General features: G+C 57.1%; 14 protein-coding genes. 5 read left to right on the top strand and 9 right to left on the bottom strand.

Going from position 1 to position 20276, the window contains the following annotated elements:
- Positions 1–110: 110 nt before the first annotated feature.
- The 7 genes from ACM6I6_RS00345 to ACM6I6_RS00375 form a co-directional block, all read right to left on the bottom strand.
- Positions 111–1421 carry an ABC transporter substrate-binding protein gene (locus ACM6I6_RS00345; RefSeq protein ID WP_414919210.1) on the bottom strand — a complete coding sequence of 437 codons (1311 nt, stop codon included), beginning with the start codon at positions 1419–1421 and terminating at the stop codon, positions 111–113.
- 245 nt (positions 1422–1666) lie between these two features.
- On the bottom strand, positions 1667–2572 hold the full coding sequence (locus ACM6I6_RS00350; RefSeq protein ID WP_414919211.1) for an AraC family transcriptional regulator: 906 nt from the start codon (positions 2570–2572) through the stop codon (positions 1667–1669).
- A gap of 66 nt (positions 2573–2638) precedes the next feature.
- Entirely contained in the window at positions 2639–3529 is an 891-nt protein-coding gene (locus ACM6I6_RS00355) for a phospholipase (RefSeq protein WP_414919212.1), read from the bottom strand.
- Between the two features lie 123 nt (positions 3530–3652).
- Positions 3653–4954, bottom strand: a complete 1302-nt coding sequence (locus ACM6I6_RS00360) for a glycosyltransferase (protein WP_414919213.1) — start codon at positions 4952–4954, stop codon at positions 3653–3655.
- A 145-nt stretch (positions 4955–5099) separates the two neighbouring features.
- Positions 5100–8057, bottom strand: coding sequence for a hypothetical protein (locus ACM6I6_RS00365; RefSeq protein ID WP_414919214.1), 2958 nt, complete (start codon positions 8055–8057; stop codon positions 5100–5102).
- Between the two features lie 114 nt (positions 8058–8171).
- Positions 8172–9494 carry a hypothetical protein gene (locus ACM6I6_RS00370; protein ID WP_414919215.1) on the bottom strand — a complete coding sequence of 441 codons (1323 nt, stop codon included), beginning with the start codon at positions 9492–9494 and terminating at the stop codon, positions 8172–8174.
- Positions 9495–9719: 225 nt separating this feature from the next.
- Positions 9720–10103, bottom strand: coding sequence for a response regulator (locus ACM6I6_RS00375; RefSeq protein WP_414919216.1), 384 nt, complete (start codon positions 10101–10103; stop codon positions 9720–9722).
- Between the two features lie 261 nt (positions 10104–10364).
- On the opposite strand from ACM6I6_RS00375, the gene ACM6I6_RS00380 reads away from it, so the two are divergent.
- The 5 genes from ACM6I6_RS00380 (at position 10365) to ACM6I6_RS00400 (ending at position 16906) form a co-directional block, all read left to right on the top strand.
- Positions 10365–13853 (top strand): response regulator, encoded by a 3489-nt coding sequence (locus ACM6I6_RS00380; protein ID WP_414919217.1) that lies wholly within the window; start codon positions 10365–10367, stop codon positions 13851–13853.
- Positions 13853–14686 (top strand): CheR family methyltransferase, encoded by an 834-nt coding sequence (locus ACM6I6_RS00385; protein WP_274075816.1) that lies wholly within the window; start codon positions 13853–13855, stop codon positions 14684–14686. The genes ACM6I6_RS00380 and ACM6I6_RS00385 overlap by 1 nt, the downstream gene beginning before the upstream one ends.
- A complete protein-coding gene (locus ACM6I6_RS00390; protein ID WP_274075815.1) occupies positions 14683–15276 on the top strand; it encodes a chemotaxis protein CheB in 594 nt (197 codons plus the stop codon). Before ACM6I6_RS00385 ends, ACM6I6_RS00390 begins: the two co-directional genes overlap by 4 nt.
- Entirely contained in the window at positions 15270–16451 is a 1182-nt protein-coding gene (locus ACM6I6_RS00395; RefSeq protein ID WP_274075814.1) for a hybrid sensor histidine kinase/response regulator, read from the top strand. Before ACM6I6_RS00390 ends, ACM6I6_RS00395 begins: the two co-directional genes overlap by 7 nt.
- A 77-nt stretch (positions 16452–16528) precedes the next feature.
- The gene (locus ACM6I6_RS00400; protein ID WP_274075813.1) at positions 16529–16906 is read left to right on the top strand and encodes a response regulator; all 378 of its coding nucleotides are present in this window, start codon (positions 16529–16531) and stop codon (positions 16904–16906) included.
- 108 nt (positions 16907–17014) lie between these two features.
- Here ACM6I6_RS00400 and ACM6I6_RS00405 read toward each other — a convergent pair whose 3' ends face one another.
- A complete protein-coding gene (locus tag ACM6I6_RS00405) occupies positions 17015–18685 on the bottom strand; it encodes a response regulator (protein WP_414919218.1) in 1671 nt (556 codons plus the stop codon).
- A complete protein-coding gene (locus ACM6I6_RS00410) occupies positions 18682–20184 on the bottom strand; it encodes an ATPase domain-containing protein (RefSeq protein ID WP_274075811.1) in 1503 nt (500 codons plus the stop codon). Before ACM6I6_RS00410 ends, ACM6I6_RS00405 begins: the two co-directional genes overlap by 4 nt.
- Between the last annotated feature and the right edge of the window lie 92 nt (positions 20185–20276).

The raw sequence follows: 20276 nt of genomic DNA on the forward strand, positions 1-20276 counted from the left end.
ATCAACTGTGGGAGCGGGCTTGCTCGCGAAAGCAACATTCCAGACGCTGAAGATGCATCGGATGTACCGGCCTCTTCGCGAGCAAGCCCGCTCCCACATTGAATACGGGGTTACTTCGGATAACCCGCGCGCTTCATCTCGCGTTCAGTGGTTTGCTGGGCCGCTGCCAGCGCCTGGTCAACGGTGGTCTGGCCGATCAGCGCCGCCGAGAACGCTTTGCCCACCTGGGTGCCGATGCCCTGGAACTCCGGGATGGTCACCAACTGAATGCCGATGTAGGGCGCCGGTTTCAGGGTCGGCTTGCCCGGGTCCGCCGCCTTGAGCGATTCCAGCGTGACTTTGGCAAAGGGCGCGGCGCTCAGGTAGGCCTCGCTGTAAGTGGACGCCCGGGTGCCTGGCGGCACGTTGGCGATGCCGTCTTTTTCCGCGACCAGTGCCCCGTATTCCTTTGAAGTGGCCCACGCACTGAAGGTCTTTGCCGCTTCCTTGGCCTTGGAACTGGTGGGGATCGCCAGTGCCCAGGAATACAGCCAGGCCGAGCCTTTGTCGGTGACCTCATGGGGCGCGTAGGTGAAACCGACGTGGTCGCTGACCTTGCTCTGGGTCTTGTCGGTGACGAACGAGCCGGCAACGCTGGCATCGACCCAGATCGCGCACTTGCCGCTGTTGAACAGCGCCAGGTTTTCGTTGAAACCGTTGCTCGACGCACCCGGCGGGCCGGACTTCTGCATGGTGCCGACGTAGAAGTTCAGCGCATTTTTCCATTCAGGGCCGTTGAATTCCGGCTTCCACTGCTCGTCGAACCAGCGCGCACCATAGGCATTGGCCACGGTGGTGATCAGGGCCATGTTCTCGCCCCAGCCGGCCTTGCCGCGCAGGCAGATGCCGTACTGTTCTTTGTCCTTGTGGGTGAGTTTGGCGGCGAACTCGGCTATCTGAGTCCAGGTCGGGCGCTCGGGCATGGTCAGGCCGGCGTCCTTGAACAGGTCGGTGCGGTAATAGGTGATCGAGCTTTCAGCGTAGAACGGCAAGGCATACAGCGAACCGTTCACCGACAATCCTTCGCGCACGGATGGGAACACATCGTCCAGATCGTAAGTGGCGGGCAAGTCCTTCATGGGTTCCAGCCAGCCCTTGGCGCCCCACAGTGCCGCTTCGTACATGCCGATGGTCAGCACGTCGAACTGCCCACCCTCGGTCGCGATGTCGGTGGTCAGGCGCTGACGCAGGACGTTTTCCTCGAGCACCACCCAGTTCAGCTTGATGTCCGGATGCTCTGCCTCGAAAGTTTTCGACAGCTTTTGCATGCGAATCATGTCGCTGTTGTTGACGGTGGCGATGGTCAGGGTCTGGGCGCCAAGGCTGACGCTACTGAGGGTCATGCAGGTGAGGGCGAGCAGGGCTTTTACAGAAGGTTGCATCGTGCACTCCTTTTCTGCACCTGGAGGGCCACAGAAGGACAGTTATTGTTTTTGTGTCTTCCGAAGGTTGGAAGAATGTGCAGCGATTACAGCCTTGAATGGCGGGCGAGACAAATCATCCATCGCACTTGGACTGATACTATTTTGCACCTGCAAAAGCAAAAATCGCAGCCTGCGGCAGCTCCTACAGGGGAATGCATTCCAATGTAGGAGCTGCCGAAGGCTGCGATCTTTTGATCTTTGCGCTATCCCTGATTCTGCTCGGTCAACCGCTGCACCACCAACCGCCGATAATGCGAAGGGGTCATGCCCTTTAGCTGCTGAAAACGCCGGTTGAAGTTGGAAATATTGTTGAAGCCCGATTCGAAGCACACATCGGTCACGGGTTTGTCGCCATCGGCCAGCAGCTCACAGGACTTGCTGATGCGCAGTCGATTGACGAACTCGATGAAGCAGCGCCCGGTGGCCTGCTTGAACACGCGACTGAAGTAGGTCGGCTTCATGCCAAGATGCCCGGCAACTTCCTCAAGCGGCAACTCGCGGGCGTAGTGGGCGAAGATGTAATCCACCGCGCGGTTGGTGCGGTCGATGCTGTGCTCGTCGGCCAGCTGCGGCGTCGTGGCGCCGGACAGCAACTGGTAATCGTCAGAAGCGGCCAGCAGTTCCAGCAGAATGAAAAAGTGCCCGAGGCGGGTCACGCCCTGGGTGTCGGCGATGCGCTGCATCAGCTCCATCGCCTTGCCGATCGTGTGCTTGCAGCGAAACTCGATGCCGTACTGCGCGCGCTCCAGCAGGGGCGCCAGGGTCTTGAGCTCGGCAAATACCTCATAGCCACTGTCGAACAGCTCGTCGGTGAAGTTGACCAGCATGTCGCGCTTGGGCACCACTTCATCTTCGGCCACCTGGCTGATCCAGTTATGGGGCAGGTTGGGGCCGGTGAGGAACAGGGTTTGCGGGTGGAAGTTACCGATGTAGTCGCCGATGAACACCTTGCCTGAACTGGCGACGATCAGGTGCAGCTCGTACTCCTTGTGAAAATGCCAGCGTACCAGGGGACACGGGAATCCGTGCTGGCGATAGATGATGGACAACCCGTTATGGTCGTCCATCAGTTCATAGGAAGGGTCGGTAACGCGGGTGGCTCGGCTCATGTCGGGGCGCTTATATTGTTATCGCACCTCGATCATGCCTCTTTCACGGGCGAATAGGCCAGGGCGTTATGTGGATAGAGGTCGCGACAACAGGGCGCTGCCATAAACGGCCTTCATGCTCGTGGCACTCCAGCAATAACGCACGATGTTGGACTCTTCGAAGAAGTCGAGGTTGATGATGCTGCAGCGTGTGACCCAGTCGCGTGTTGGGTTGAACCAGTCGTTGATCTCGTCCTTGATCTTCTGCGGCCCGCCCAAAAAGCCATAGCTGGTGGCTGACAACGACCAGAGGAAGGATGTGAAAGGTACGGATGCCAGCGTGCTGGAGATGTGGCGCTTCAGGTCCCGGGTATCGGCAAAGGACATGCCGCTCCACTTGTGGGTGATGGAAGGCCAGAAATAATCATCGTCCAGCTCGCGGACGACAGGTGCAGCCAATATCAACCTGCGTCGAGTGCTGGTGCGCATGAGCTCGGCCACCGTTTTAGTGGCGTCGCCAGGGGGGATGATGCGTTGTCCGAGACGCCTTATCAGCAGGTCACTCAGCTTTTTATGGGCAAAATACTTCTGGCCGTCGCCCAACTGATGAAAGTCAAACACGATGAACTCGTCAGGATTCTGATCAAGGAAAGCTGTTGTTGCGTCGATCAATTCATCGAGGGTGCGATGGGACTGGTGACCATTGTGATGGAAGTAGAAGACAGGTTGGTCGAGACCTTCGGTATAGCCAAGTCGAATATCAAACACCCGCGCGCCTTTTGACAATTGCCAGGCAAACGAATCGTTTTGGCAAGTGGTCCAGTTGCCGACGACGACTTCGTAGTTGGGGGCTTGTTTGTCCATGCCGGCGTTATGGGCGCCTGGCCAGACAATGTCAGTCAGTTTCAGGCGTTCGATTTCGAGGCAGTTACTCATCCATCTGTTGGTGTCCAGAGCCCCTCTTTCAGATTGTGTCATTGTCATTCCTTGCGGTTTATTCCACCCCTGCCTTGGGGTGGAGAATAATAAATGGCAGCCATTTATAACCATGTTCAACGGCTGCAACCAACCAAGGCTTGATGCAAGAAATGTCTTTTGCTGTCAGCTATCTGCCTTGTGGCGATTCTTGGCTTCAATCCATTGCGCCATGTATTGGGTACTCTTGTGCTGATGATGACGCAGCATACTGCCGGTAAAGTTGTCTCTTCTGATGGCCGCCAGGTGTCGGCGGCAATCTTCGAGCCGTGCGATCAGTGCCGGGCCATGAATACGTGGCTGATAACGACTCGCCAGCAAGTCCAGGCCCAGGGCCTGGGCGCTGAGCCACTGCGCCTTGTCCTGGTAAAGCTCAACGGCACTGTCGGCAAACGACCGGGCAGTGCGGGTGATCGCCCCCGGCCAGGGTTCGTCTGCGTGCATGGCTTCGGCGCCGACGGGTGTGGTGACATTTGGCGTGCCACAGAGCATTGCATCGACAATCTTGCCTTTGATGCCCGCGCCAAAACGCAACGGCGCCATGCACACCCGCGCCGCCGACATCACTTGCAAGGCGTCTTCAGCCCAGTTCATCACATGAAACCCCTGTGCCGCGTTATGCAGCGCGGTGGCCTTGGGCGGTGTGTAGGCGCCGTAGATGTGCAGCTGTGCAGCGGGTAAATGCTGGCGAATCATTGGCCAAATGGTGGTTTTCAACCAGAGCACCGCATCCCAATTGGGGGCATGGCGAAAATTGCCGATGTGAATAAAGTGCGCCCGGTCTTCGAACGGCGCAGGCGCATGGGTGGGCAGGTCCACCATCAGCGGGCACCAATGCAGCAAGCTGCGCGGCAGCTTGAAGTGCTCGACCAGCAACTCGATCTCCACTTCGGAGATCATCAGGTTCAAGTCGCAACGATAGATCGCGGCGATTTCCCGCTTGGCCACGTCGGTCACGGCCATGAATTCGAACTCCTGGCGCAGCGCCGGCGCGAACAGATCGTTGAAGTCATTGTCATCGTCGCTGCCCTTCAACCGATCCTTGAGCCGTTGATGACGGGCATGGCGCAGGCTTTGCAAATCCTGGGTCCCCAGCACGCGCAAGGCATTCGGGCAGTGCGTTTCGACCCGCCAGCCGAATTGTTCTTCCATCATGAATTGTTCGAACAGCACGATATCCGGGGCCAGTTCGCTGATGAATCGGTCGAAACTGCTGTCGTTCAGCTCGATCGGTACTTCACGAATGCCCAGCACCGTCAGGTCTTCCTGATGCTCGCCAGCCCCGGCGGGGCTGCTGAAGGTGACGTCCCAGCCCTGTTGCAGGAAAGCCCCGAGCAGTTGCATCACATACCCACCGGCCGCAGAAGAGCGAGGCTCGGGCCAGACGTAACCAATGACCAGGATTTTGGTTGCGCGGGGCTGATCCATGATTGCGAATTCCTTGATGCGGCCAGGGGCGGGGGAAAAAACGCGCGCATTAAACCACAGCCGGCGAACAGGAGACGGATAGCTGAGCTGACGAAGGGCAGCGCCCTTGATGTGCACCGCCCGTCGACGTCGCTGTTGGGTCAAGTCAAACGTATTGACTCACTCCGCTTATCTCCCGGAAATTGGTGATCTTCCCGCCTCTGGCCCGATTGGAATTAAGTGAGAGTTGGTACCAGTTGTTCGCTGTGTTGCAGATCAGTACATCCGTTGCTTGAGAAAGCTCGCCAATATCCCCCAGGCGGGCAGCTTTCACATCTGCAATATTCAAGGACTTTGCCGCGTTAAATGCATCGAGCGTTCCGCTTACGGATCGAATTTGTCGGGTGGCTTTGCCGGAGGTCTTGATGCCTTGACCCGTGATGAGCAACACGCCATTTTTGCTAATCTTCCCGCCCTTTTTCAAGAGGCTCGGGATGCCATCCAGTGGGTTAATCAGACTCAACGCAAAATTGCCACTGAGCCTGACCAGTTTTACCGATTTTGAAAGAAGGCTACCCGACTTCAAAGCGACGCTGGCAAATTTAGAGGCGACGCCTGCTACAGAGCCAACAACCGCCAGCGCGTCCAGTGCGCATCCAAAAATTCCGGATGCTTCACGGTCAGGGTCAGCCGAAGTCAGATCTTCGATACAGCCCTTGAACGGAATAATCAAATTGAGAACCAGGTCTATATTGTCTTTTGTATTCTTTCGCGCAGCTTCAAGGGGAGCTATGCCATAACCGGCATCGAAAAGTTCATTGTATGTGGCCGGTGGGAAGTGTGAAAGTATTCGCGCTACAGTGCTGCTTGTTCTTTGCGAAAAGAAAGTTTCAAGTTGGCTCCTGGTTTGCGGGGCGTGTTGTGGGGTTTCGTTGGATTCCCATAATTTCTCGACCACCAATTTACCGGAGGCGTTTTTAACGGGTGCCGTGCCCTTGATATAGGCGTTTATATCCAAAGGCCAATCAAGGGCTTGCGTCTGCCATTGCAATCGGTCTTTATCAGTATTGATGCTAGGCTCGAAATATTCAATGGAAGTAGTCAGGAAAATATCGCCAAGATCCTGTCGGCTGTAGCATTCGGCTCGCAGGGTAAATAGTTCATAATAATATTTTTGAAAGTCGTGTTCAGCGCAGATGATCACGCCATAGCGCCCTCTGTGTTTGTCTCTCAATCGTTGTGTCTCATGTGTTGCGTGATCGGAGAATTTTTCGCGGACTGTATAAAAGGTCAGGGCACCATATTCCAGGCGAATTCGATCTGTCTCGGGGATTTTTGATAAGGCGAGCTTTAATGCTGTGGATGTTCCTTGTTGTATTTTTTTGAAGTAGTCGTCGAATGTCTTGGCGTATAGAGTCTGGATGTTTTGAAGCATGTAAAAATAAGGTTGGGCTAATTTCAGTCCGTCATGGTAGTCAAGAGTAAAGATGTCTGCGGACATATGGGTTCCAGTCCAGCCCTTATGCATCAAGTCTCCCGACATAAACAACTCATGAATCGATATTGCCTTGCTCCTTGGAAGGTCCTTGTGACCGTAACGTTTGTCGGTCAGGTATTCACCATCCGGCAAGGCTCTTTTAAGTTCGGCCAAGGCGACTTCTTCGCGCGTAGGAAGGGGGGTATTTATGGCATTGCTGCATTGCTCCAGGGCCTCGGTGTATTGGTTGTAATGAGTCTCGGCGGTGCAGAAGTTTTCAACGGTGTATTCACCGTCAGGACTGTAGGGAAAAAGGCCGTTCACTGCGCCCCAATTAAGCATGTGTGTTATCACGCCGAGCCCGAACAGTTGCTCGAGTTGCTGATCGAAGGGCCCCAGGTCGGCGTAAGACTGTATTTGGTCATAGGTCATGCCCCGCGATGAACCTGGGGCAATGATCTCAACTTTTGCGACAGCAAAGGTATGCATGACCCACGCCGGTGAGCTGATTGTCATGCTGTCCGGAATTTCGTTTACCAGGAATTCAGGTGCCTCGTCAGCGACTAGAATATACGCGGCGAGGGGCGATGCTTTAGCAAGAACAATATTATTGGCAACAAGATGCTCTTCCAGGTTCAGCAAGATTTGAGTGGGGTGTAGATCCGCATTGGCCGGTTGGTAAAGCTCGTAGCCCTGCACACGACCTTTGCTTTCAATTTCACCTATATTCGGATCGATGTTCAGTATGATAGCTGCGATGAGGAGTTGTCGGAGATCCTCATGGCTGGAGAGTTCATCCGAGTCGGTGCCGTACCACTCTAACGCTACAAGGCAGTCTTGCGCGAGATTCATGCCGATCATGCCTTCCATGAACTCGTTGATGTATCGGTCCGGGTCGACTTTCAAATCGACTTGTGAATTTTTGTTTTGCTCGACCAGGCTGTTGAGTAATTGGCCTGTTTCACTTAGTTCATACGTTGCCGTTGTGTTTATGATTTTTTCGCGCTGGACAAGAGATAATGCAGTTGGGGAAATTTCCGGGTCTTTTAGAATCTCATAATAGTTTCCTGTGCCTGATAATGCAGGGCGTTCTTTGTTGAAAAAGTCCGTGAGGTTTGCAAGTTGCTGCGCCGTGGACGGCAGAGGATGCCCATAAAATCTGATCCACTGCTCTACGTTGATTTCGTCGGAACTGTAAATGAAGCCGCCCGCGTTTTTCGCGTATTCACTGAGCTCCTCCAGGTGTCGATTGAGGATTTCATTCTCCTTGAGAAGGTCATCGATCTGCATGGGGGTGTCGTCAATCATTACGTGTAGCTCTTTGTTCGAGTTGCACACGTAGATGGCGGATTCGGGCAGGCTCGATAATTCATTCAGGCGATTGAATTCGTCGCTGTTCAATAAATCGTTCAGTTTCGCTTGCCCCGCACGTTGAGCTATTTCTAAAGAGCTTCCAGGGGTGGCAGGGATAAGCAAGTTGCAGAGTTTGAACTCGGCGTTTGCATCGGGAAGGTCATTCACATAACCCTCCAGCGACTCAGTGATGAAATTTTTTTCCAGTTTGTTTACCGTCATTAAGGCATCGATATCGGATTTTAAATTATCAATAGTCGATGTTTTGCGGAAGTCGTATTCAAGGGTGTTCATCAATAAATCCTTTTTTTGATGATTTCACAACAGGGCGCGAGTCTGTGAAGATAGCTGGGTAATTGTTTTGCAGGAGGTTTTGGGGTTTCGATGCTCAAAGGGTCAGCTGGATATTCATCTGCGAGGGGCTTTAAGTCGATCAGCAAGTACGCCTTTGACCTTGTCGAGCAACTGGTCGATGGGCACCAGGTCGGTATAAGACTGTACTTGGTCATAGGTCATGTCCCGCGATGATCCCGGGGAAATGATTTCGATTTTTGCGACAGTAATACTATGCGCGACCCATCCAGGCGAGCTGATGGTCATACTGCCCGGAATATTTTTCACAAGGAATTCAGGTGCCTCGTCAGCCATTAGAATAAAGGCGGCAAGGGGCGCTGCTTTAGCGAGAATAAGATTAGTGGCGACAAGATGCTCTTCCAGGTTCAGCAAGATTTGAGTGGGGTGCAGGTCCGCATTTTTGGGTTGGTAAATTTCATAACCCTGCACGCGACCTTCGCTTTGCATCTCACCCATGTTCGGATCAATATTCAAAACGATCGCTGCCATGAGGAGTTGTTGCAGATCCTCTTTGCAGGGTGGCTCATCCACGTCGCTGCCGTACCACCCTAACGCTTCAATGCAGTCCTGCGCGACATTCATACCGATCATGCCTTTCATGAACGCGTCAATACATTCAGCCAAGTCCAGTTTCTCGTTGACCAGCGTGTTCTGGTAATGTACGAAAAGGCTATTCAAGAGTTGGCCTGTGCCACCCAGCCCAAACGCTGTCGTTATGTTCCTGATTGTTTCGCGCTGAACGAGAGACAATGCAGTCGGGGAGATTTGCGGGTCCTTGAGTATCTCGTAATATTTTCCCGTTCCAGATAATGCAGGGCGTCCTTTCTGGAAAACAACCATCAGGTGGGCAAGTTGCTGGGCCGTGGAGGGCAGAGGATACCCATAAAATCTGATCCACTGCTCTACGTTGATCTTGCCCGCGCTGTAAATGGAGCCACCCGCGTTGTTCGCGTATTCACTGAGTTCATCCAGGTGTCGGTTGAGAGTTTCATTCTCCTTGAGAAGGTCATCGATTTGCATGGGCGTGTCGTCAATCACGACGTGAAGCTCTTTGTTCGAGTTGCACACGTAGCTGGCGGATTCGGGAAGGCTGGATAACTCCTCCAGGCTCATGAACTCGTTGCTTTCCAGCAGGTCGTTCAGTTTGGCTTGGCCCGCACGTTGAGCTAACTCCAGAGCGCTTCCAGGGGTGGTAGAAATAAGCAGGTTGCTTAGTTTGAATTCGACGTTTGCATCGGGGAGGTCATTGACATATCCCTCCAGCGACTCAATGATGAGGTTTTTTTCTAACCTGTTTGCCTCCAGCAAGGCATCGATGTCGGATTTTAAATTTTCAATAGTCGATGTCTTGCGAAAATCATATTTAAGAGTATTCATCAATAAATCCTTTTGTTGATGATCTCGCAGGCGAGCGCGAGTCTGTGGAGATAACCGGGTAGGACGGTTTGCAGGGTGTTTGTGATTGTTCAGTTGCAGAGTAGGGCCGGCGATATTGAATTTGCCAGAGGGTATGTTGTGCTTTTTGTTTCTTGCGGGGAGTTGGTTTTCAAGGCGGCCAGGTTTCTGGCCGGCTATGGCAATGATTATAAATAAATGGGGTATTCATTTGGGCAGGGTTGTAAGCGGCTCAGCCAGTATACCTTTAACCTTGTCGCGCAACTGATCGATGGAAAAGGGTTTGCCAATCAGGTGCATGCCATCCGGAACATCGATATTTTCTGCGTAACCACTGGCGAACAGGATGGGCAGGGCGGGGCGCAGGGTACGCGTTTCAACGGCCAGCTCGCGGCCGTCCATGCCCGGAAGACCGACATCGGTCATCATCAGGTCAATGTGCTGGCCCATGTCCTTGATCAGCTCCAGCGCCTGTTCGCTGCCATCTGCTTCAAGCACCTTGAACTCCAGCTCCTCCAGCACGTCGACAATCAACATGCGCACGATGGCATCGTCTTCGACGACCAGGATGGTGGGGGCGTTGGTGATCATGATGGCGCTCTCGAAAGGGTGGTTAGGTTTTCGGCCGATCAAAATCGCCGGCTCTCTTGCATGAGTAAGTGACGGATCCCGACAAGTTCCCCATGCGCTATAAAAAGAATGGCGGCATACGCCTGGGCAAAGGATAACCGCTGTGCAGGCGCGGCAGCAGTGGAATGTGGGATTTTGCGCCCATCGCTGTGAGAAAATTCGATCATTACGTCAGTTTTGGGGCAAACTCCTTGGTTTTCATCGGTTCAACAAGGCTTAACTATGACCTCTGAGTCTTCGGTTGATGAGCAGCGATTCCGTAAGCTCCTGAGTCGCAACATCAGCCTGCCGCTGGGCGTCGGCGCCATCAGTGCGGTTTTCTTCGTGTCGCTGATCACCTATCTGCTGTCGACCATCCAGTGGGTCGAACACACGGACCGGGTGATCAATAACGCCAATGAGGCGGTCAAGCTGACGGTCGATCTGGAAACCGGCATGCGCGGTTTCCTGCTCACCAGCGATGACAAGTTCCTTGAACCCTATGAAACGGCCAAGCCGCGCATCGAGGTCGTGCTCAAGACCCTGCTCGAGCTGACCGCCGACAACCCGGTCCAGACTGACCGCTTGCACAGGCTGGAGTCCTTGCAGCAGGAGTGGGCCGGTTACGCGCAATCGATGATCGAACTGCAGCGCGCCAACGGTGACTACCGCGGGGCGGTCAGGACCGGGAAAGGCAAGCGCCTGACCGATGAGATCCGCAAGCAGTACGAAGACGTGATCGACATGGAGCAGCAGTTGCGCGCCACGCGCAACGAGGAAGTGCGTCGTACCACGATCTGGAGCATCACCCTTTATCTGTTGTTCATTGCCGCTATCAGCGCATTGCTGGCGTACATCGGTCGTCGCGATCTGGTCAATCTGTCGCAAAGCTTCGCGGCGACCCTGGCGGCGCAACAGGCCAGTGCCCACCGGCTGGAGCAACAGGCCTGGCTGCGCAACGGCCAGACCCAACTGGCCGAACAAGTGCTGGGGCAACTGTCGCTGAACCTGCTGGGGCGCAACATCCTGCAGTTCTGCGCGCAGTACCTGGGCACTGCCGTGGCGGCCATTTATGTACGCGAAGAACACGGCGGTCTGCGCCGCGTGGCGTCCTATGGGTTTTCCCGTGAGCAGCAGGAGCGTGAGCAGCAGATCTACAGCGACGAAGGCATTGTCGGCCAGGTGGCGCAACAGGGCCGCCTGATTCGCCTGGACGATGTGCCCAGCGACTATTTCAAGGTCAGTTCCGGTCTCGGCGAAGGCTTGCCGCGCAGCGTGCTGGTGGTGCCGACCAGCGACGACGACCGGATCAACGGCGTGATCGAATTGGGCTTCCTGCGCCCGCTGACCGAGCGGGACATCGATCTGCTGGAGCTCATCGCCGGCAATATCGGCACCTCAATCGAGGCCGCGCGTTATCGCCAGCGCTTGCAGGAGGTGTTGGCCGAAACCCAGCAGCTCAACGAAGAACTGCAGGTGCAGCAGGAAGAACTCAAGACCGCCAACGAAGAGCTTGAAGAGCAGTCAAGGATTCTCAAGGAATCCCAGGCCCATCTGGAAACCCAGCAGGTCGAGCTGGAACAGACCAACGAACAGCTCGCCGAACAGGCGCAGGTGCTGGCCGACCAACGCGACGCCATGGACCTGAAGAATACCGAGCTCAATCAGGCCCAGACCCAGCTCGAAGAGCGTGCCGAAGAATTGCAGCGTTCGAGCAAGTACAAGTCCGAATTCCTTGCCAACATGTCCCACGAGCTGCGCACGCCGTTGAACAGCTCGCTGATCCTGGCCAAGTTGCTGGCGGAAAACCCGCAGGAAAACCTCAGTGCCGAACAGGTCAAGTTCGCCGAGTCGATCTACTCGGCCGGCAACGACTTGCTTAACCTGATCAACGACATTCTCGATATTTCCAAGGTCGAAGCCGGCAAACTGGAGATACGCCCGGAAAACACCAGCGTTGCGCGCCTGGTGGACGGCTTGCGCGGCATGTTCCAGCCCCTGGCGGCGGACAAGCAACTGGAGTTTGCGGTCGAGTTGCAGGACGGCGCGCCATTGATGATGTATACCGACCGCCAGCGCGTGGAGCAGGTGATCAAGAATCTGCTCTCAAACGCCGTGAAGTTCACTGAGCGAGGCCGAGTCAGCCTGACCGTGAGCGCGGCGCCGAACAACGGCATAGCCTTTATTGTCAGCGATTCGGGGATCGGCATTGCCGACGATCAACAGGAAATCATTTTCGAAGCCTTTCGCCAGGCCGACGGCACCACCAATCGTCGTTATGGCGGGACAGGCCTGGGCCTGTCGATTTCCCGCGACCTGGCCGCGCTGCTCGGCGGCTCGATCAACGTCACCAGCACGCCGGGGCAGGGCAGCGCGTTCAGCCTGATCCTGCCGCTGCAATATGTCGAACCGGGCGAGGAGCCCGTCGAGCCGATGCGTGCCTCGCCGACCCACACAAGCACCCGGGTTGCGCCCGTCGCGATAGCGCAGGCACCGGTCCAGGAGATCGCGCGTTTCAACGATGACCGTCTCAAGGCACCTTTCGACGTGCGCTGTATCCTGGTGGTGGAGGACGAGCCGAATTTTGCCCACATCCTCTATGACCTCGCCCATGAACTGGGTTACCAGTGCCTGGTGGCCCACGGCGCCGACGAAGGCTACGACCTGGCCCGGCAATTCGTTCCGGATGCCATCCTGCTGGACATGCGCCTGCCGGACCATTCCGGGCTGACCGTGTTGCAACGCCTCAAGGAGCACGCCGAGACCCGGCATATTCCGGTGCATGTGATTTCCGTCGAAGACCGGGTCGAAGCCGCGATGCACATGGGGGCCATCGGTTATGCGGTCAAGCCGACCACCCGCGAAGAACTCAAGGAGGTGTTTGGGCGCCTGGAAGCCAAGCTGACCCAGAAGGTCAAGCGTGTGTTGCTGGTCGAGGACGACGATCTGCAACGCGACAGCATCTCCCGGCTGATCGGCGATGAAGACATAGAGATCACCGCCGTTGGCCTGGCGCAGGATGCCCTGGCACTGCTGCGCACCACCGTGTTCGATTGCATGATCATCGACCTCAAGCTGCCGGACATGCTCGGCAACGATCTGCTCAAGCGCATGTCCACCGAGGACATCTGCTCGTTCCCGCCGGTGATTGTCTATACCGGGCGCAACCTGACCCGGGACGAAGAGGCCGAACTGCGCAAGTATTCGCGCTCGATCATCATCAAGGGCGCGCGTTCCCCCGAGCGCCTGCTGGACGAAGTGACACTTTTTCTGCACAAAGTCGAATCACGGTTGTCCCATGACCGGCAGAAGATGCTCAAGACCGCCCGCAGTCGCGACAAGGTGTTCGAGGGGCGCAAGGTGCTGCTGGTGGACGACGATGTTCGCAACATCTTTGCCCTCACCAGTGCGCTGGAGCAAAAGGGCGCCGTCGTGGTGATCGGCCGAAACGGCCGTGAAGCGATCGAGCGATTGAATGAATTCGAAGACATCGATCTGGTGTTGATGGACGTGATGATGCCGGAAATGGATGGTTTCGAAGCCACCACCTTGATCCGCAAAGAGCCGCGCTGGCGCAAGCTGCCGATCATCGCGGTGACGGCCAAGGCCATGAAGGACGATCAGGAGCGCTGCCTGCAGGCCGGCGCCAACGATTACCTGGCCAAGCCCATCGACCTCGATCGCCTGTTTTCGCTTATTCGTGTGTGGTTACCGAAGATGGAACGCATTTAGTGGAGCGTGATTATTCAGGGGAGCGCAGCAGCGAAATCGAACTGCGCTTGTTGATCGAGGCGATCTACCTCAAGTACAGCTACGATTTTCGCGATTACTCCGGCGCATCGATCAAGCGTCGGGTGGCGCACGCGTTGAGCCAGTTCGAGTGCAACACCATCTCGGCGTTGCAGGAAAAAGTCCTGCACGACCCGACGGCGTTCATGCAGCTGCTGCAACTGCTGACGATCCCGGTCAGTGAAATGTTTCGCGACCCGTCGCACTTCCTGGCGATCCGCCGCGAGGTGGTGCCGCTGCTCAAGACCTATCCGTCGATCAAGATCTGGATCGCCGGGTGCAGCACCGGCGAAGAAGTCTATTCGATGGCCATCCTGCTGCGCGAAGAAGGCCTGCTCGAACGCACCATCATCTACGCCACCGACATCAATCCGCGCTCGCTGGAAAAAGCCAAGCAGGGGATTTTCTCCATGGAGAATGTCCGCGCCTACACTTCCAACTACCAGCAGGCCGGGGGCCAGTGCTCCTTCGCCGACTACTACACGGCGGCCTATGGGTACGCGATTTTCGACAAGTCGTTGTGCGAAAACGTCACCTTCGCCGATCACAGCCTGGCGACGGACAGTGTGTTTTCAGAAACTCAATTAATTTCATGTCGCAATGTATTGATTTACTTCAATAAAAAACTACAGGATCGCGCTTTCGGGTTGTTTCATGAGTCGCTTTGTCACCGTGGTTTCCTGGTGCTGGGCAGCAAGGAAACCCCGGATTTTTCGGCCTTCGGCAACCAGTTCGAGCCGTTGGTCAAACAAGAACGGATCTATCGCAAAACATGAACAGCGCAACGGGCTTACCTTCCATTGAAGCGATTGTGATCGGTGCGTCGGCCGGCGGGGTAGAGGCGCTGCTGAACATCCTCGGACCCCTGCGTGAGGGGTTCGCATTGCCGATCATCGTGGTCCTGCACCTGCCGGACGAGCGCCGCAGCCATTTGGCGGAAGTTTTCGCCCGGCGTGTGTCGCTGCCGGTCCTGGAAGCCCGGGACAAGACCCCGGTCGAAGCCGGGACCCTGTATTTCGCCACGCCCGGGTATCACTTGTCGGTTGAACGGGACCGCAGCTTTTCCTTGAGCCTGGAGGACCGAGTGCATTATTCGCGGCCAGCCATCGATTATCTGTTCGAATCGTCCGCCGATGCCTACGGTCCGACCCTGGCCGCGGTGTTGCTGACAGGCGCCAACCAGGATGGCGCACGAGGCTTGTCCCAGGTCAAGCAGCGTGGCGGGCTGACCATCGTCCAGGACCCGGAGGACGCCCAGGTCGCGACCATGCCCCAGGCGGCGCTGGATATCCTGCAACCCGACCACATACTCACCCTACGCGGCATCGGCCGTTTGCTTGTCGAGCTGGAAAGAATCGCATGCTAAGTAATATTCAGGCCAAACTGCTGATCGTCGACGATCTGCCGGAAAATCTGCTGGCGCTCGAAGCGCTGATCGCCCGTGAAGACCGTCTGGTCTACAAGGCGCTGTCTGCCGATGAGGCCTTGTCGCTGCTGTTGCAACACGAATTCGCGATGGCCATCCTCGACGTGCAGATGCCCGGCATGAATGGCTTCGAGCTGGCCGAGTTGATGCGCGGTACGGAAAAGACCCGAAACATCCCGATCGTGTTCGTCAGCGCCGCCGGTCGCGAACTGAACTACGCGTTCAAGGGCTACGAAAGCGGCGCCGTCGACTTCCTGCACAAACCCCTGGATATCCAGGCGGTCAAGAGCAAGGTCAACGTCTTCGTCGACCTTTACCGCCAGAGCAAGGCCATGAAACAACAGGTCGAAGCGCTGGAGCGCAGCCGCCGCGAGCAGGAAGCGCTGCTCCAGCAGTTGCAGAGTACCCAGCTGGAGCTGGAGCAGGCGGTGCGCATGCGCGATGATTTCATGTCCATCGTTGCCCATGAGGTGCGCACGCCGCTCAATGGCCTGATTCTCGAAACCCAGTTGCGCAAGATGCACCTGGCCCGGGACAACGCCGCGGCGTTTACCCTCGACAAGATGCACGCCATGGTCGATCGCGACGAACGGCAAATCAAGAGCCTTATCCGCCTGATCGAAGACATGCTGGATGTGTCACGCATCCGCACCGGCAAGTTGTCGATCCGCCCCACACACTTCGACCTGGCGGCGCTGGCTCGGGGTTTGGTACAGAATTTCGCCCCGCAGATCGAGGCCGCCGAGGCGTCGGTCAGCCTTGACGCCGAGCAACCGGTGATGGGCGATTGGGATGAATTTCGCATTGAACAGGTGATTTCCAACCTGCTGACCAACGCCTTGCGTTATGGCGCCAAGAGCCCGATCAGCCTTAAGGTGTACAGTGAGAACGGTGAGGCACGGGTCGAAGTCCGTGATAGCGGAATCGGCATCAGTGAAGAGAACCAACAGCGAATTTTCCAGCAATTCGAGCGCGTCTCGGCCAACCATGTTGCCGCCGGGCTGGGCCTGGGGTTGTTTATTTCCGAACAGATAGTTGCCGCCCATGGCGGCACCATTACCGTCGAAAGCCGGATTGGCGAAGGCGCCCTGTTTCGCGTTTGTCTGCCGCTGTAGGAAAACAGCCAGATAAACGCAACCTCTGATCGACCCCACGGTCGTATCAGCAGCTATTGACCGAACAAAGGCTTCCCATGAGTGAAGATGCACAAGATGTAGTCCTCGTCGTCGAGGACGATCCCTCTATCCTGATGGTGCTCTCGGCCTACCTGTCGGGGGAGGGCTACCGGGTCCTGCAGGCCGAGAACGGCGAGCAGGCCTTTGAGATCCTCGCCAGCAAGCCGCACCTGGACATGATGATCACCGACTTCCGCCTGCCGGGCGGGATCTCCGGCGTGCAGATCGCCGAGCCCGCGGTGAAGCTGCGGCCCGAGCTCAAGGTGATTTTCATCAGCGGCTACGCCCAGGAAATCCGCGAGACGGACAGCCCGATCACGCGCAAGGCACCGATTCTGGAGAAGCCCTTCGATCTCGACCGATTGCAGGAAATGATGCAGGAAATGCTGTCGTAGGAGCTGCCGAAGGCTGCGATCTTTTGACCTTGCTTTTTTATAGATCAAGATCAAAAGATCGCAGCCTGCGGCAGCTCCTACACAGGGAGTGGTGTGTTCTGAACGGGATCAGGCGCGAATCATCTCCTGCACCTTGGCCGTCAACAGGTCGAAGGTGAATGGCTTGGTGATCATCTGCATGCCCGGATCGAGGAACCCGCCGCGCACCGCCGCGTGCTCGGCATACCCGGTGATGAACAGGACCCTCAGGTCCGGCCGCAGCTGCCGGCCGATTTCCGCCAGTTGCCGACCATTCATGCCGGGCAGGCCGACGTCGCTGATCAACAGGTCGATACGCTGGGCCGAGTCGAGGATCGGCATCGCCGTGTCGGCATCGCAGGCCTCGACGAAGGCATAGCCCAAGTCGCCCAGCACGTTGCTGACCAATTGCCGCACCGCCGGATCGTCCTCGACGATCAGCACGGTCTCGCCGTTTTGCGCGTAGGGAGGATGTTCCGTGTCGATCGGCTGGTCCTCGGGCAGGTCTCCGCCAAAACGCGGCAGATACAGGTTAACCGTGGTGCCTGTGCCGACTTCGCTATGAATGGCGACATGCCCGCCCGATTGTTTGCTGAAGCCATAGATCATCGATAAGCCCAGGCCGGTGCCCTGGCCGATGGGCTTGGTGGTAAAGAACGGGTCGAAGGCTCGATTGATCGTACTTTGCGGCATGCCGCAGCCATTGTCGGTGACGCTCAGTACCACGTAGTCGCCGGGCTTGAGGTTGCCGTGGGGCTGGGTGAATTCGGCGTCCAGGTGGCGGTTGGAGGTCTGCACCAGCAGTTTTCCGCCATTGGGCATGGCGTCGCGGGCATTGATGACCAGGTTGAGCAGGGCGCTTTCCAGTTGATTGGGGTCGGCTTCGGCGACCCACAGCTGCTCGTCCAACTGCATGTCCAGGTGAATGCTTTCGTTGATGCTGCGCTGCAACAGTTCGCCCATGGACACCACCAGGGTGTTCATCTGCACGGGCTTGGAATCGAGCGACTGGCGCCGGGAAAAGGCCAGCAGCCGGTGGGTCAGGCTCGCGGCGCGGTTGGCCGAAGTCACGCCGAGGTCGATCAGGCTGTCGAGATCCTCGGTGCGCCCCCGGGCCAGGCGTCGGCGCAACAGTTCCAGGCTGCCGATGATGCCGGTCAGCATGTTGTTGAAGTCATGGGCGATGCCACCGGTGAGTTGGCCGACCGCTTCCATTTTTTGCGACTGACGCAACACTTCCTCGTTGTGGCGCAGTTGTGCGGTGCGCTCTTCGACCTGCTGCTCCAGGGTCTCGAGGGTGTTTTGCAGGCGCAGCTCGCTTTGGCTCAGGTCCACCAGCCGATCCCTGGCTTCATATTGTCGTCGGCGTCCGCGCAGGGCGGCGGCGACCATGCTGATCAAGGTTTCCGGGTGGAAGGGCCGTTCCAGGTACGTGACATTGCCCAGGAGGGGGCCAAAGCGTGACGCCGGATTTTGTTCCGGGCCACCGTGGTGGGTCAGCAGCACGATCGGCAAATCGGACCAGGCCGGTTGTTGCTCGATCAGCGCGAGCAGCGGCTCAAGGTCGCTGTGCAGCAAGGCTTCGCTGGACATGAGCAACAAGCCGGCGCCTTGCTCCAGTTCCTGGCAAAGCCCCGGCAGGTCGTTGCTGACGACTCCGGCGAAGCCTGCCTCGTTGAGCAGCATCATGGCGATCTGACTGTCGCGCCCGAGCGGTGCAAGAATGATCGCTCGCTCGGACGTCGCTTCATGGACGATCACGGGCTTTCATCCCCGAGCAGGGGATTGCTCGCGCCCAGGTAGGTTGGCACACCGCGCAACACGCCCTGGAAGGTTTCCAGCGGCTCGCCGATGGTCATGCCGTTGCCATTGATCTTGTATTCGCGGATGGTCGATTCATGGCTGCCGGTGCGTTTCTTGATGATCGAAATGGCTCGCCGTACCTTGCCCAGGGCTTCGAAATAGCGCAACAGGATGACCGTGTCGGCGAGGTAAGTAATGTCCACCGGGGCCTGCATGTCACCGACCAGGCCATGCTGGGCGACCGTCATGAAAGTCGCCGCGCCTTTGCGATTGAGGTACAGCAGCAGCTCGTGCATGTGCAGCACCAGGGCGTTTTCTTCGGGCATCGCCGCTTGATAGCCGTTGATGCTGTCGATCACCACGGTCTTGATGTCGCCCTCGTCGACGCAGCGCCGCACCCGGTGGGAAAACTCGCCAGGAGAGAGTTCGGCAGCATCCACTTGCTCGATCAGCAAATTGCCGGTGTCTTGTAAGACTTTCAAGTCGATGCCGATGTTCTTCATGCGTGCGAACAGCAGGCCCAGTTCTTCATCGAAGATGAACAGGGCCGCTTTCTCGCCTCGGGAGACGGCAGCGGCGGCAAAAATCATCGAGATCAACGACTTGCCAGTGCCGGCCGGGCCGAGGATCAGCGTACTTGAGCCGGTCTCGATGCCGCCGCCGAGCAGCGCATCCATTTCGCGGATGCCGCTGGTCAACTGTTGACGCAGGTAGTCCCCGCGATGCTCGGCGGCCACCAGGCGCGGGAACACGTGGACGCCATCGCCCATGATGGTGAAGTCGTGATAACCGCCGCGGTATTTCTGGCCACGGTACTTCACCACGCGAACCCGGCGGCGCTCGGCGCCATAGTTGGGCGTCAGCTCCTCCAGGCGAACCACCCCGTGGGCCACGCTGTGCACGGTCTTGTCCAGGGATTCGGTGGTCAGGTCGTCGAGCAGCAGCACCGTGGCCTCGTAGCGCACGAAGTAGTGCTTGATGGCGAGGATCTGCCGGCGGTAACGCAGCGAGCTTTGCGCCAGCAGGCGAATCTCGGAGAGGCTGTCGAGCACCACGCGGGTTGGCCTGACGCGTTCGACCACTTCAAAAATCTGTTTGGTGGCCTCGCCCAGTTCCAGGTCCGAGGAATACAGCAGCGATTGCTGGTGCTCGGCCGTCAGCAGGCTTTCGGGGGGCGTCAGTTCGAAGATATGGACATTGTCGTCCAGCTCCCAGCCATGGGAGCGCGCACCCTGGCGCAATTCGCGTTCGGTTTCCGACAGGGTGATGTACAACGAGCGTTCGCCGGCTTTGGCGCCGGCCAACAAAAAGTGCAGGGCGACCGTGGTCTTGCCGGTACCGGGTTCTCCCTCAAGCAAAAACACGTGGCCGCGGGACAGTCCGCCATTGAGGATGTCATCGAGACCATCAATCCCTGTGGCGGCTTTTACGCTGATCAACTCGTTGGATGTAGACAAAAAATGCCCTCTCATGACTAGGGGAAGCGAGGCAGCACGTAAAGCATAGTCGGCTACCTGTTCACTTGACCTTTGGCGGCAATGAGCGTTCA

The sequence above is a fragment of the Pseudomonas sp. IT-P218 genome (assembly GCF_949767605.1).
In the GTDB taxonomy this organism is placed as follows: domain Bacteria; phylum Pseudomonadota; class Gammaproteobacteria; order Pseudomonadales; family Pseudomonadaceae; genus Aquipseudomonas; species Aquipseudomonas putida_AE.